We start from the raw sequence: 13,707 nt of genomic DNA, 5'->3' as shown, positions 1-13,707 counted from the left end.
TATGGTTCCTCATAATGTCCGCACCCACGGAGCCCACGCAGCGCAGTCACCACGCTCGCGAGTCGCCAGCTCCACCCTCGAACTTCCTCCAGAAGCCGTGCTGGCCATCTCCGGTCCAGCAGATGAAAATCTCAGGATCGTCGAAGACGTCGTCGATGCAGACATCCTGACCCGCGGCAACCACCTGGTCTTGCGCGGCGAAGCCAGCGAGGTGAGCCGCACCCGCAAGATCCTGATGGAGATGGCCGCCATCGCCGACCACGGCCAGCCCGTCACCCCGGACGTCACCCGACGCATCATCGACATGCTCGACGAGCAGGGCGCAGTACTGAACTACAAGGCCGCCCCGATCGTCAGCTACCGCGGCAAGGCGGTGCGGCCCAAGACCCTCGGTCAGGAAGAGTATGTCGAGGCGATCGACAATTACTCGGTCGTCTTCGGTCTCGGCCCCGCAGGCACGGGTAAGACCTACCTGGCGATGGCCAAGGCAGTGCAGGCGCTGCAGGCCAAGGAAGTCACCCGGATCATCCTCACCCGCCCAGCCGTCGAAGCGGGGGAGAACCTCGGCTTCCTGCCCGGCACCCTGGGCGACAAGATCGACCCCTACCTGCGGCCCCTGCACGACGCGCTGCGGGAGATGGTGGACCCGGAGATCATCCCGCGGCTGATGGAGTCCGGCGTCATCGAGGTCGCCCCGCTGGCCTATATGCGCGGCCGCACGCTGAACAACAGCTTCGTCATCCTGGACGAGGCACAGAACACCACGCCCGCGCAGATGAAGATGTTCCTCACCCGACTCGGCTTCGGCTCGAAGATGGTCATCACCGGCGACCTGACCCAGGTGGACCTGCCGAAGAAGCAGCGCAGTGGCCTGGCCACCAGCCAGGAGATCCTGGATGGGGTGGACGGCATCCGGTTCGCCGAGCTCAGCAGCAATGACGTCGTCCGGCACCGCTTGGTGACCCGCATCGTGGACGCCTACGAGCGCTTCGAGGCCGAAGAGGAGCTCGCCCGCTTGGACCGTGAAGAAGAACAGGAATGGAGAACCCGCTAGTGAGCATCGAGGTTTTTAACGAATCCGGCTGGGGTGAGATCAACGAGGAAGAGCTGATCGACGTCGCCCGCTACACGCTGTGGACCATGGACGTCCACTCCAGCGCGGAGCTGTCCATCCACATCGTGGACGAGGAGACCATCGCCGACCTCCACCTGCGCTGGCTGAACCTGCCGGGCCCGACGGACGTGATGAGCTTCCCGATGGATGAGCTGACCCCGGGCTGGGGCCGCAAGGACGGCCCGCCGACCTCCCCGGCGATGCTGGGCGACATCATGCTCTGCCCGAGTTTCGCGAAGGGGCAGGCCGAGCGCGCCGGCCACTCTCTGGCCCACGAGCTGGACCTGCTGACCGTGCACGGTGTGCTGCACCTGCTGGGCTTCGACCACGTGACCCCGGAGGAGGAGCAGCAGATGTTCTCCATCCAGAATGAGGTCCTGGCGAATTGGTACGACTCCCAGGAGGAGCGCGGCGTGAAGTTCGGCCCGAAGCCAAGCGGTGCTGCAGCCTTCCCGAGCGCGGCCGACCGCGACGACACCGGCTCCGGCAGCTCCTTCAGCACAGGACCAGAAACCGAGCCGAAGTAAATGGACTCCTGGATAATAGCTGGCACTATTGGCCTGATCCTCGCGCTCGCGGTCGGCGCGATGTTCTCCCTTGCTGAGACAGCACTATCCTCGCTCTCTCCGGCGCGGGTCGAATCGCTGGTGAAGGACGAGCGCCCGGGGGCTCGCCGCTTGGCGAAGGTCATGGCCCGCCGCGCGGAGCACATCAACCTGCTCGTCCTGCTGCGCACCCTGTGCGAGGTCACGGGCACGGCGCTGATGGCCGCGGTGTTCGTCGAGGCTTTCGGCCTACACGTTTGGTCTCTGCTTGCCGCGATCCTGCTGACGGCGCTCATTAACTTCGTCGTCATCGGCGTGCTGTCTCGTACTTTGGGACGTCAAAACCCCTACTCCATCTCCCTGGCGGCGGCCCCGCTCCTGCTAGGGGTGAACCGGGTCTTCGGTTTTCTCGCCCGCGGGTTGGTGCGCGCCGGTTCGGTGCTCTCCCCGGGCCGTGGCTTTAGGGATGGCCCGTTCGCCTCGGAGATTGAGTTGCGAGAGATGGTGGACATCGCGACGGAGCGCGGGATCGTGGAGACCGACGAGCGTCGGATGATCCAGTCTGTCTTCGATCTGACGAATACGACTGCGCGCGCGGTGATGGTGCCGCGCCCAGAGATGGTGTGGATCGAGGACACCAAGTCCGCCGGGCAGGCGACGAGCCTGTGCGTGCGCTCGGGGCTGTCCCGGCTTCCGGTGATCGGCGAGGACGTCGACGACATCGTCGGCATTGTCTACTTGAAGGACCTGGTCGCGCAGACGTACCACGACCAGGACGCCGGCCGTCACACCCCGGTGACCGAGGTGATGCGCAAGCCGAATTTCGTCCCCGATTCCCGGATGCTCACCGACCTGCTCGAGGACATGCAGCGGGACCAGGTGCACCTGACGATGCTGGTTGACGAGTACGGCGCGGTCGCGGGCCTGATCTCCATCGAGGACATCCTGGAGGAGATCGTCGGCGAGATCTCCGACGAGTACGACGCCGACGAGGACCTGCCGATCGAGGACCTGGGCGATGGCCGCTACCGGGTCAGCTCCCGGCTTTCCCTGGGGGAGCTGGAGGAGCTTTTCCGCGAGCAGCGCTACGAGGGCGGACACCACGGGGAGCCGAGGAACCCCTCCCGTGGCGAGCCTGGAAATGGGGAGGCAGACCACGAGGAACGCGGCGGAGAAGGCTCCTGGGAGGACCGCAGCTGGGTTCCGGAGCGGGCTACGGAGATCGAATTCAGCGAGGAGCAGCACGACCAGGCTGACACCGTGGCTGGGCTGGGCGCCCTGGAGCTGGGCAAGGTGCCGATGCCGGGGGCGGAGATCACAACCGCCGGGCTGCACCTGGTCTTCGAGGGCGGCCATAACAAGAGGGGGCGCTACATCGTGAAGTCCGCGGTCGTCAGCCGGGTGGACCCGGGGGAGGAACAGCCCGATGCGGATAGCGCCGAGGCGGTGGGCCCGTCCGGTTCCGGCGAGGCTGCCCCGCGGCGCGATGATTCCGCCCCACGGCCTGCAGTAGGGCAGAATGGGGAGGGTGACTAGCGAGATGAATTTCCCCGATGAGTCGATGCTCCCCGCCGATGCTGCTGCCAGCCCGGCAGCAGGCAACCCCGCGACCGAAAGTGCGGGTGCTGGGCTCGGCTTCGACACGCCCGAGGGCTTCCGCTCCGGCTTCGTGAGCTTCGTGGGCCGGCCGAATACCGGTAAGTCCACGCTGACCAACGCCCTGGTCGGGGAGAAGATCGCCATCACCGCCGATCAGCCGGAAACCACCCGCCACCCGATCCGCGGGCTCGTGCACCGGCCGAAGGCCCAGATCGTCGTCGTGGACACCCCGGGCCTGCACCGGCCACGCACCCTGCTGGGCGAGCGGCTCAACGACGTGGTCAAGGAAACCTACGTGGACATGGACCTGATCTGTGTGTGCGTGCCAGCCGACGAGAAGATCGGCCCCGGCGACCGCTGGATCGTGGAAAACGTCCGCCAGGTCGCGCCCAAGGTGCCGCTGATGGGCATCGTCACCAAGACCGATAAGGTCTCCAAAGACCGGGTTGGCCAGCAGCTGCTCGGCCTGCACGCCATGCTCACCGAAGCACTCGACGGCGCCGAGGTGGACGTCGTCCCACTGTCCGCCCAGGACGGATTCCAGCTGGACACCCTGGTGGACGTCATCGCTGAGAAGCTGCCCGAGGGACCGAAGTTCTACCCAGATGACCACGTCACCGACGACGACACCGAGACCCGCATCGCCGAACTGATCCGCGAGGCCGCACTGGAAGGCCTGGAGCACGAGCTGCCGCACTCGGTGGCTGTGAAGGTCGATGAGATCTTGCCGTCCCCGACCAGGGAGGGCGTGCTGAACGTGCACGCGGTGATCTACGTGGAGCGGGAGGGCCAGAAGGCCATCCTGCGGGGCCGCAACAACCGCCGCCTGTCGCGGATCGTGCACAACTCTCGCCTCCAGATCATCGAGATGCTGGGGCAGAACATCTACCTGGACGTCCGCCTGAAGGTGGCAAAGAACTGGCAATCCGACCCGAAGGCATTGGAGCGCATGGGCTTCTAAACCCACGCCCGGCCCGGCCACTGGGCGCGTCGCGGCACACCGGCGCGATCGCGCATCCAAGGAGTACACATGGATAACCCCGAGAACCAACCTTCCGACTTCTCGCCCCGCACCCCGGGCGAGCTGACACCTGAGCAGGCCCGGCAGGCCAATGAGACCTTCCTGCAGGGCCAGGGCATGGAAAATCGCACTCCGGAGTATCGGCCCAGCCCCGGGGCTCAGGACCCGCAGGGCGGCAGCTTCCTCGGCGCGCTTTTCGACTTCAGCTTCCGCCGCTACGTCACCCCGAGCGTGGCCCAGGTGCTGTACATGGTGCTCTTCGTGGTCATCGGCGTGGCCGCAGGGCTGGCGCTGCTGGGTGCGGTGAGCGTGTTCTTCTCCGGTCAGCCGCTGGGCTTCAGCCTGCTGGTCTTCGTCCTGGCTGTCCCGCCGATCGTGCTGATCACGGTGGCGGTGCTGGCGCTGTCCCGCGTCTACCTCGAGGTTGCAGTGTCCCTGATCCGCACCTCCCAGTCTGTGCAGGCCATCGACGCGCGCCAGGAGCAGCGCCTGCGCGCCATGGAACAGGAGCAGAACCAGAACCCGGGACAGAACCATGGCGCGCAGAACTAACCAGCCTGCGCAACAGGGGGCCTTCCTCCGAACCCTGACGGATTTCGGCTTTGACCGCATCCTTTCCCCCGGCTTCATCCGGGTGCTCTACATCCTGGGCATCGTGATCATTCTGGTGAACGCGGTGGTTATGACCTTCGGTTCGATGATTGGGCTGAGTGGGGTGGGCATCTCCATCAACGGCTTCGATGGTTCCGAGTTCTTCACCAGCTCCCCGGAGATCAGCTTCGAGCCGAACGTGGCCAATGTTCTGGTTTCCGGCGTGCTCTACGCTGTCCTCGCCTTCATCGAGATCGCCCTGCTGCGCGTCGGTTTGGAGATGGTCGCCGCCATCGCCGCGACGGCCACGGCCTGGCAGCGGATCCGTCGCCGCTCCGACGCGCACCCCGAGCTCATCGTCTAAGTAGCTGCCCCACGCGGTAGCCTGTCAGCCATGTCATCTTTCTCGCCTCGCCCGAACTTCCGGGACGAGGCTTTCGTCTTGCGCAGCTACAAGCTGGGGGAGGCCGACCTCATCCTCGTGCTGCTGACCCGCAGTCACGGGGTGGTGCGCGCGGTCGCCAAGGGCATCCGCAAGACGAAGTCCCGCTTCGGGGCCCGCCTCGATCGTTTCTCGAAGGTCAACGTGCAGGTCTACCGGGGCTGTAGCCTCGGCAAAATCACGGACGCCGCCTCCCTGGCTAGTTACGCCGGCCCCATCGTCGCGGACGTGGACAAATACTTCGCCGGGGCCGCGATGCTGGAGCTCGCCCAGATCCTCTCCACCGCGGAAGGGTCCTCCGAAGCCGTCTTTTCTAGCTTGGACGCAGGCCTCGCCCTGCTTGCCGGAACTGACCCAGCCACCCCAGAGCTGCCCCCAGTGAGCGTGGCCGATCGCTTCGTCCTCCACGGGCTCGCAGAAGCTGGCTGGATGCCCAGCCTCGTGGACTGCGCCCAATGCGGCCGTCCCGGGCCACACCGGGCCTTCCATCCGCGCGCCGGGGGCAGCGTGTGCGTGCTCTGCCGCCCACCGGGTTCGGCCACCCCGCCGCCCGAGGCGGTGCGCCTGCTGTGGCTGCTGGCTCACGATCGGCTGGCAGTGGCCGCCCAGGTCGCGGCCAATCCCGGCAATGTGCGGGTGGCCCACGAACTGCTGCTGGCACACGTCCGCCAGCAGCTAGAGGTCGCCTGCCCGGCCTACGCGGCCCTGTGAACCGATCGGACCCGGCCGGGAAGAATCATCCGCCAGCCGGTGGCGTCGTCCCCACAACAACGGGGTGACCGCGGGAGGGGATAACGGATCCGCGAGGTGGGGCTGGCACAATGGCTGTTGTGAAGAACGAAACCGCAACCCGAGAACAGATCGCCAGCCTGCCTACTGGACTTGTGCCGCGGCACATCGCGCTGGTCATGGACGGCAACGGTCGCTGGGCGCAGGAACGCGGCCTGGCACGCACCGAGGGGCACAAGCGCGGGGAGTCGGTGCTGATCAGCCTGGTCGAGGAGTGCCTGGAGCTGGGTGTCGAGGCGCTCTCCGCCTATGCCTTCTCCACGGAGAACTGGCGGCGCTCGGCCGAGGAGGTGCGCTTCCTCATGGGCTTCAACCGCGATGTGCTGCGCAAGCAGCGCGATTACCTGGACTCCCTCGGGGTGCGGATCCGTTGGGTGGGTCGCCGACCGCGTCTGTGGCGCTCGGTGATTAGCGAGCTGGAGCGCGCGGAGGAGCAGACGAAGCGCAACACCCGGATGACGCTGTACATGTGCATCAACTACGGCGGCCGCGCGGAGATCGCGGATGCGGCGAAGGCCCTGGTGGCGGAGGCGAATCAGGGGCGGATCAAGCCCCGGGATGTCTCGGAGAAGGATTTTTCCCGCTACCTCGATGAGCCCGACATGCCGGACGTGGACCTGTTCCTGCGCCCGTCGGGGGAGCAGCGGACCAGCAATTTTTTGATCTGGCAGTCGGCCTACGCGGAGATGGTCTACCAGCAGGTGCTCTTCCCGGACTACACCCCGGCTCACCTGCGCGGGGCGATCTGGGAGTTCGCTTCGCGGGATCGCCGTTTCGGTGGAGTGAAGTAGGATTGCTCTCTGGTTTTCTTTTCTGCTTCTCTGATTTTTTTAGGACGTCGCCGCCGCGGCGTGAGGAAGGCGTGATGGTTCGTGGTTGATCAGCCGGATCAGCGGCCCAACGAGCAGCCTGACGGGCTGCCGGCTGAGCAACCAGTGGAGCAGCCGACCAAGAAGCAGATCGCCACGTGGCGGCGCTATCTCGCCGACGAGCGGGCGGAGGGGGCCGTCTACCGCGAGCTGGCGCGCAGGAAGACGGGGGAGGAGCGCGAGATCCTGCTCGGCCTGGCTGAGGCGGAGGTCCGGCACGAGGCCTATTGGCGTGCCCGGCTGGGCGAGTACGTTGGCCTGCCGCAGAAGGCCAGTTTCAGCACCCGGATGCATGCCTTCTTGGCGGAGCGCTTCGGTTCGGTCTTCGTGCTTGCGCTGCTGCAGTCGGCTGAGGAACGCCGCAGCGGGGTGGCGGATATCGACGCGGCGGATTCCATCCTCGCGGACGAGGCCATTCACGCCGAGGTTGTCCGCGGTCTGGCGGCGCGTGGCCGGGCACGGATGTCGGGGGACTTCCGGGCAGCGATCTTCGGCGCCAACGACGGGCTAGTGTCGAATCTCGCGCTGGTGCTCGGCATGGTGGGCACCGGCGCCCCCTCCAACGTGGTGTTGGTGACCGGCATTGCCGGGCTGCTTGCCGGTGCGCTGTCCATGGCGGCCGGCGAATACGTTTCGGTGTCTAGCCAGCAGGAGCTGCTCGCCGCCAACGCCCCGGCGGAAGACACCGCGGGGGCGGTGCCCAAGCTGGATGTGCGGGAAAACGAGCTGGAGCTGGTCTACCGCGCCCGCGGCATGGCGCCAGAGGAGGCCCGGGCGAAGGCGCAGCGGGTCTTCGAGGAGATTCTTTCCTCCCCGGCCGTGGACGTGGGATTGACCCACGGGGATTCGGCGGAGGCAGACAAGGGGGACGAGGAGTCCACGGGCTCTCCGGTCTCCGCCGCGGTGTCGAGCTTCCTGCTGTTCTCCCTAGGTGCGATCGTGCCCGTGCTGCCGTACCTCTTTGGTGCGGAGGGGTTGAGCGCGGCGGTGATCGCCTGCGTGCTGGTGGGCCTGGCGCTGCTGCTGACCGGCGGGATCGTGGGCCTGCTCTCGGGTGCCTCCCCGGCTAAGCGCGCGTTCCGCCAGCTGGCTATCGGTGCGGGGGCTGCTGCGGTGACCTACGGGCTGGGGTCCCTTTTCGACGTCAGCGTCTAAAGCTTTTAGGACTTCTTGGCGGCGCAGTCGGCGCAGAGGCCGAAGACGTCCGCGGTGTGGCCGGTCTTCCGGAAGCCGTACTTCTTGGCGACGTCGCGGGCCCAGTCTTCCACCGGGCCGCCGTCGATCTCCACGGTGGTGCGGCAGTCATTGCACACCAGGTGATGGTGGTGGGTGTCCATGGCGCAGCGCCGGTAGAGGGTTTCCCCGGACTCGTTGTTGAGCGTGTCGATCGCCCCCATCTCGGACATCTGCTGCAGGGTGCGGTAGACCGTGGTGAGCCCAACCTTCTCGTCGGCCGCGACGAGGCGGGCGTGGATGTCCTGGGCGCTGGCGAACTCCTCAACCTGTTCGAGCATGGCGACGACCGCCGCGCGCTGCCGGGTGTTGCGTTGACCGATGTTGATTCCGCCGGTGGAGTTCTTGCTGACCATGAATCGAAGCCTAGCCCTGCCGACGCTGATTTTCAATAAGTTGTCAATAGTGAGTCTGGGGGTGCTTCGGCGGGGAGGGGGCGCACTGAAACGCCGAATTGCCATATCGGTTAAGATGGCCTCTGGTAAGCGACTGCCCTGGTGCCCAGGAATGCACGTCGCGCAACAGTGCAAGAAATTGCAGAACAGAGTTCGTTTTTAAAGGAGAGCGTCCCAGCATGGCAGGAAAAGTAGATGCCGTTGTCAACCTCGCGAAGCGTCGCGGCCTGGTTTACCCCTGTGGTGAGATTTACGGCGGTACCCGCTCTGCGTGGGATTACGGCCCGCTGGGCGTGGAGCTCAAGGAGAACATCAAGCGCCAGTGGTGGCGTTCGATGGTGACCAGCCGCGGCGACGTCGTCGGCCTGGACAGCTCCGTCATCCTCCCGCGCCGCGTGTGGGAAGTCTCCGGCCACGTGGACGTTTTCACCGACCCGCTGGTCGAGTCCCTCTACACCCACAAGCGCTACCGCGCCGACCACCTGCTGGAAGCCTACGAGGAGAAGCACGGCCACCCGCCGGCAAACGGCCTGGCTGACATCAACGACCCGGAGACCGGCCAGCCGGGCAAGTGGACCGAGCCGCGCGCCTTCTCCGGCCTGATGAAGACCTACCTGGGCCCGGTCGACGACAAGGAAGGCCTGGCCTACCTGCGTCCGGAGACTGCACAGGGCATTTTCACCCAGTTCAAGAACGTCATGAACTCCTCCCGCCAGAAGCCGCCGTTCGGTATCGCCCAGATCGGTAAGTCCTTCCGCAACGAGATCACCCCGGGCAACTTCATCTTCCGTACCCGCGAGTTCGAGCAGATGGAGATGGAGTTCTTCGTCGAGCCGGGCACCGACGAGGAGTGGCAGGAGTACTGGATCGAGCAGCGCCTGAACTGGTACGTCAACCTGGGCATTGACCGCGAGAACCTGCGCCTGCGCGAGCACACCGAGGACGAGCTGTCCCACTACGCCAAGCGCACCGTGGATGTCGAGTACGCCTTCCACTTCACCGGCTCCAAGTGGGGCGAGCTCGAGGGGATCGCCAACCGCACGGACTACGACCTGAAGACCCACTCCGAGGGCTCCGGCGAGGACCTGTCCTACTACGACCAGCAGAAGGAAGAGCGCTGGATCCCGTACGTCATCGAGCCGGCCGCCGGCCTGGGCCGCTCCCTGATGGCCTTCCTCGTCGACGCCTACACCGAGGAGGAGGTGCCGAACGCTAAGGGCGGCACGGACACCCGCACCGTCCTGAAGCTGGACCCGCGCCTGTCGCCGGTGAAGGTCGCCGTCCTGCCGCTGTCGAAGAAGGAGACCCTGACCCCGACCGCGGAGAAGATCGCCGACAAGCTGCGCGGTCTGTGGAACATCGACTACGACACCTCCGGTGCCATCGGGCGCCGCTACCGTCGTCAGGACGAGATCGGCACCCCGTACTGCGTGACCGTCGACTTCGACACCTTGGAAGATAACGCCGTCACCGTCCGCGAGCGCGACACGATGGAGCAGGAGCGCGTCTCCATCGACGAGCTCGAGGGCTACCTCGCACAGCGCCTGGCTGGCTGCTAATGAACAGCGACATCCGATGGGGCGTGCCCAGCGACGGGCACACCTTCCCGATCTACGCCGGACCAGCGGATGACATGGACCGCATCGCGGAGTTCGCCGACGAGCGCGGGGTTCAACACATCCGCTTCGGCGGCGACACCTGGCGGCTCACCGCCGACGAGGGACCGGAGGCACAGGCGGAGACCCCGACGGGCACCTGGACTGCGAAGGGGAACAGCGATAAGTTCCACACCGCGGACCGGGTGGCCATCAACGCGGACCGCCACGAAATCGGAATCATTGCTGAATCCCGACGCAACTTCGTCCTCGACATCGATGGCGAGAAGGCGGGGCAGTACAGTTCCGACAACCGGGGCCTGCGCAACCTCCACGTGGAGTTCGAAGGGCCGGGGGAGAAGCTGCCGCTGGATGTCCAGGTCTTCGTATCCTGGGTTGCCCGGCGTACCCTGGAAACTCGAGTGGTTCGAACCACGGGGATGTTGACGATGGCGCTGGCCATTTGCGTGGTCATCGCGATTGTCGTCTGGTTCACCACCTAGCCGAAGAATAAAATTCTTAAGGAGCATCATCAATGCCAAGTGGTCGCAAACTCATCCGTAAAGCGGTGAAGTACGGGGCACTGGCCGCCTCTGCCGTCGCGGCGGTGGACATCGTCCAGCCCAAGCACGCTATTCGCCGTAACTACCCGGTCCTGGGCCGCGCCCGCTGGCTGATGGAATCCATCCGACCGGAGATCCAGCAGTACTTCGTCGAGTCCAACACTGACGGCCGCCCGTTCGACCGCGTGACCCGCACGATGGTCTACCAGAACGCCAAGAACATCCCGGCGGAGGAGGCCTTCGGTACCCAGCGCGACCTCTTCGTGCCGGGCCACGACCACCTGCTGCACTCCACCCACCCGGTGCCGGCCCGCACCGATGCGCCACTCGTGCGCCTCGGCGGTCCGGAGTGCACCCAGCCCTACGACATCTCTCTGTTCAACATCTCCTCGATGTCCTTCGGCTCCCTGTCCGCCAACGCCGTGCTCGCCATGAACAAGGGCGCGGCGATGGGCGGCTTCATCCAGGAGACCGGCGAGGGTGGGCTGACCAAGTACCACCTGGAGTACGGCGCGGACCTGATCTGGGAGATCGGCTCCAGCTACTTCGGGTGCCGCACCGAGGATGGCCACTTCGACCCGGAGCAGTTCCGCGTCAAGGCGAACTACCCGGAGGTCAAGGGCATCCTCATCAAGCTCAGCCAGGGTGCGAAGCCCGGCATGGGCGGCATGCTGCCGGGCCACAAGGTCACCGCGGAGATCGCCGAGGCCCGTGGCATTGAGGAGGGGCAGGACTGCCTCTCCCCGGCGTGGCACTCCGAGTTCGACACCCCGCTCGAGCTGATGCACTTCGTCAAGAAGCTGCGCCGCTTGGCCAATGGCAAGCCGGTGGGCATCAAGTTCTGCGTGGGTTCCCGCCACGAGGTGCTCTCCCTGTGTAAGGCGATGCTGAAGGCGAAGACCGCGCCGGATTGGATCACCGTCGACGGTGCCGAGGGCGGCACGGGCGCGGCCCCGCTCGAGTTCCTGGACCGCGTGGGTACCCCGCTGACCGAGGGCCTGATGATCGTCCACAATGCCCTGGTGGGCACGGGCCTGCGCGACCAGGTCGCCGTCGGCGCGGCCGGCAAGGTCGTTGGTGGCGCGGACATTATCCGCCGCCTCGCGATCGGTGCGGACTTCACGATGTCCGCCCGCGGCATGATGATGGCCGCAGGCTGCATCCAGGCCAAGAAGTGCCACGACAACACCTGCCCGACTGGTGTTGCCACCCAGAACCCGTGGCTTTCCCGCGGCCTAGACGTGGACAGCAAGGCCGAGCGTGTGGCGAACTACCACCGCAATACGCTGAAGTCCACCACTCGCATTCTGGGGGCCATGGGTCTGCATGACGTCAGCCAGCTGGGCCCCGGCCACCTGGTGCGCCGCGTGGACCAGACCCAGGCCCGCCCGTACGAGGATCTTTACCCGTGGCTCGAGCCGGGCAGCCTGCTGGAAGGCAAGGCTCCGGACGACTGGCAGCGTGACTACGACCGCGCGACCTACGACCAGTACTCGATGCTGCCGCCGGTGCAGGGTCGTGTGCGCCGCCCGGGCCACCACTTCTTCGCCGAGGGCAACATCGGCAGCGTCTAGGGGTTAAACGTCCCGTGGGCTGGGGTGGTTCTGCCGGTGCGGGGCACCTGGTAACGACCTCCCACGGGGACGGAGACAGGACTAACGGAGCGCGAGATGCAGCGGTATCAGTACACGGAGCACGACTGCGCGCGCCGTCATGCCGTCGCACCGAAGACCCTGGGGCTGGAGGGATCGGTCCCGGATGGCCGGGAGGACTTCGACCGCGACCGGGCGCGCGTCCTGCACTCTGCGGCACTGCGCCGCTTGGCCGATAAGACGCAGGTCGTGGGACCGGGGTCGGGGGACACTCCGCGCACCCGGCTCACACACTCCCTGGAGGTCGCCCAGATTGCCCGCGGCATCGGCAAGACCCTGGGCGCGGACCCCGACCTCGCGGACTTGGCGGGGCTGAGCCACGACATCGGCCACCCGCCCTATGGCCACAACGGTGAGCGCGCGCTGGACGAGGCTGCGGCTAGCATCGGCGGCTTCGAAGGAAACGCGCAGACCCTGCGCATCCTGGCTCGCCTGGAGCCGAAGACCCTTGGGGAGGACGGCACCTCCTATGGTCTGAACCTCACCCGCGCCGCCCTGGATGCGGCCTGCAAATACCCCTGGGGGCCGACCGCCCCGGATGGCACCCCGCGCCGCAAGTACAGTGCCTACGAGTCCGACCTGCACATCCTGGAATGGATCCGTCAGGGCGCACCCGAGGGGGAGCAGTGCCTGGAGGCACAGATCATGGACTGGTCGGACGATGTTGCTTACTCCGTCCACGACGTCGAGGATGGCATGCTCTCCGGTCGCATCACCCTGGGTGTGCTGTGGGACCTGGTGGAGCTGGCAGCACTCGCGGACAAGGGAGCCCACCACTTCGGCGGGGAGCCCGAGGAGCTGCTGGAAGCGGCGGACCGGTTGCGGCAGATGCCGGTGGTCTCCCGGGCCGCGGATTTCCGCCACAGCCTCCAGGACCTGGTCGCGCTGAAATCGATGACTTCGGAGTTGGTCAGCCGCTTTGTGACGGCCGTGGTTACCGCGACCCGCCGGGAGTACGGCACAGGACCGCTGGGCCGCTATGCGGCGAACCTCGTCATTCCCGCGGAGGTCAAGGCCGAGGTCACGCTGCTGAAGTCCATCGCCGTGCTCTATGTGATGGACGAGAAGCTGCACCTGGCGGAGCAGGATCGCCAGCGGGAGCGCATCTTCCGCGTCACGGAGTTCCTGACCCGGGGTGGGGCCGGGGCGCTGGATCCGGTCTTCCGGCTCTGGTATGAAAACGCCGCTACCGAGGTGGAGCGCCGGCGCGTGGTCATTGACCAGGTCGCCTCGCTCACCGAATCCCGGCTTGAGCGCTTGGACGCCGCCGCTGCCGGCATCAGCGCGGCGTGGGCATAG

14 protein-coding genes are annotated in these 13,707 nt (G+C 66.3%); 13 read left to right on the top strand and 1 reads right to left on the bottom strand.

Translation table 11 applies throughout. The features are described 5' to 3' along the window. Position 1: 1 nt before the first annotated feature. From QP997_RS06575 to QP997_RS06535, 9 genes are all read left to right on the top strand, one after another. A complete protein-coding gene (locus QP997_RS06575) occupies positions 2-1,054 on the top strand; it encodes a PhoH family protein (RefSeq protein WP_284846617.1) in 1,053 nt (350 codons plus the stop codon). Further along, the gene (ybeY, locus tag QP997_RS06570; RefSeq protein ID WP_210398558.1) at positions 1,054-1,641 is read left to right on the top strand and encodes an rRNA maturation RNase YbeY; all 588 of its coding nucleotides are present in this window, start codon (positions 1,054-1,056) and stop codon (positions 1,639-1,641) included. The genes QP997_RS06575 and ybeY overlap by 1 nt, the downstream gene beginning before the upstream one ends. Next, positions 1,642-3,195 (top strand): hemolysin family protein, encoded by a 1,554-nt coding sequence (locus tag QP997_RS06565; RefSeq protein ID WP_284846616.1) that lies wholly within the window; start codon positions 1,642-1,644, stop codon positions 3,193-3,195. Further along, positions 3,179-4,219, top strand: coding sequence for a GTPase Era (gene era, locus QP997_RS06560; protein WP_148792510.1), 1,041 nt, complete (start codon positions 3,179-3,181; stop codon positions 4,217-4,219). Before QP997_RS06565 ends, era begins: the two co-directional genes overlap by 17 nt. Positions 4,220-4,288: 69 nt before the next feature. Then, positions 4,289-4,831 carry a DUF4282 domain-containing protein gene (locus tag QP997_RS06555; protein WP_148812221.1) on the top strand — a complete coding sequence of 181 codons (543 nt, stop codon included), beginning with the start codon at positions 4,289-4,291 and terminating at the stop codon, positions 4,829-4,831. Further along, positions 4,815-5,234, top strand: a complete 420-nt coding sequence (locus tag QP997_RS06550) for a DUF4282 domain-containing protein (RefSeq protein WP_148792508.1) — start codon at positions 4,815-4,817, stop codon at positions 5,232-5,234. The genes QP997_RS06555 and QP997_RS06550 overlap by 17 nt, the downstream gene beginning before the upstream one ends. A 30-nt stretch (positions 5,235-5,264) precedes the next feature. Next, a complete protein-coding gene (gene recO, locus QP997_RS06545; protein WP_284846615.1) occupies positions 5,265-6,023 on the top strand; it encodes a DNA repair protein RecO in 759 nt (252 codons plus the stop codon). Positions 6,024-6,133: 110 nt separating this feature from the next. Further along, the gene (locus QP997_RS06540; RefSeq protein ID WP_284846614.1) at positions 6,134-6,892 is read left to right on the top strand and encodes an isoprenyl transferase; all 759 of its coding nucleotides are present in this window, start codon (positions 6,134-6,136) and stop codon (positions 6,890-6,892) included. A gap of 81 nt (positions 6,893-6,973) precedes the next feature. Beyond that, positions 6,974-8,125: a VIT1/CCC1 transporter family protein gene (locus QP997_RS06535; RefSeq protein WP_284846613.1), complete on the top strand. Its 1,152-nt coding sequence runs from the start codon at positions 6,974-6,976 to the stop codon at positions 8,123-8,125. Positions 8,126-8,130: 5 nt separating this feature from the next. On the opposite strand, the gene QP997_RS06530 is transcribed toward QP997_RS06535, so the two are convergent. Then, positions 8,131-8,664, bottom strand: a complete 534-nt coding sequence (locus QP997_RS06530) for a Fur family transcriptional regulator (protein ID WP_350309547.1) — start codon at positions 8,662-8,664, stop codon at positions 8,131-8,133. 113 nt (positions 8,665-8,777) lie between these two features. Here QP997_RS06530 and QP997_RS06525 point away from each other — a divergent pair, with 113 nt between their 5' ends. The 4 genes from QP997_RS06525 (at position 8,778) to QP997_RS06510 (ending at position 13,707) form a co-directional block, all read left to right on the top strand. Next, the gene (locus tag QP997_RS06525) at positions 8,778-10,157 is read left to right on the top strand and encodes a glycine--tRNA ligase (protein WP_012360571.1); all 1,380 of its coding nucleotides are present in this window, start codon (positions 8,778-8,780) and stop codon (positions 10,155-10,157) included. Further along, on the top strand, positions 10,157-10,696 hold the full coding sequence (locus tag QP997_RS06520; protein ID WP_284846611.1) for a hypothetical protein: 540 nt from the start codon (positions 10,157-10,159) through the stop codon (positions 10,694-10,696). Before QP997_RS06525 ends, QP997_RS06520 begins: the two co-directional genes overlap by 1 nt. Positions 10,697-10,728: 32 nt before the next feature. Next, entirely contained in the window at positions 10,729-12,330 is a 1,602-nt protein-coding gene (locus QP997_RS06515) for an FMN-binding glutamate synthase family protein (protein WP_070761619.1), read from the top strand. A gap of 96 nt (positions 12,331-12,426) precedes the next feature. Then, on the top strand, positions 12,427-13,707 hold the full coding sequence (locus QP997_RS06510; RefSeq protein WP_284846610.1) for a deoxyguanosinetriphosphate triphosphohydrolase: 1,281 nt from the start codon (positions 12,427-12,429) through the stop codon (positions 13,705-13,707).

Origin of the sequence: Corynebacterium sp. MSK039 (assembly GCF_030232315.1) — a bacterium.
Classification (GTDB): domain Bacteria; phylum Actinomycetota; class Actinomycetes; order Mycobacteriales; family Mycobacteriaceae; genus Corynebacterium.
The sequence above is the reverse complement of the archived record's forward strand: the minus strand, read 5'-3'. Positions and strand labels throughout refer to the sequence as shown.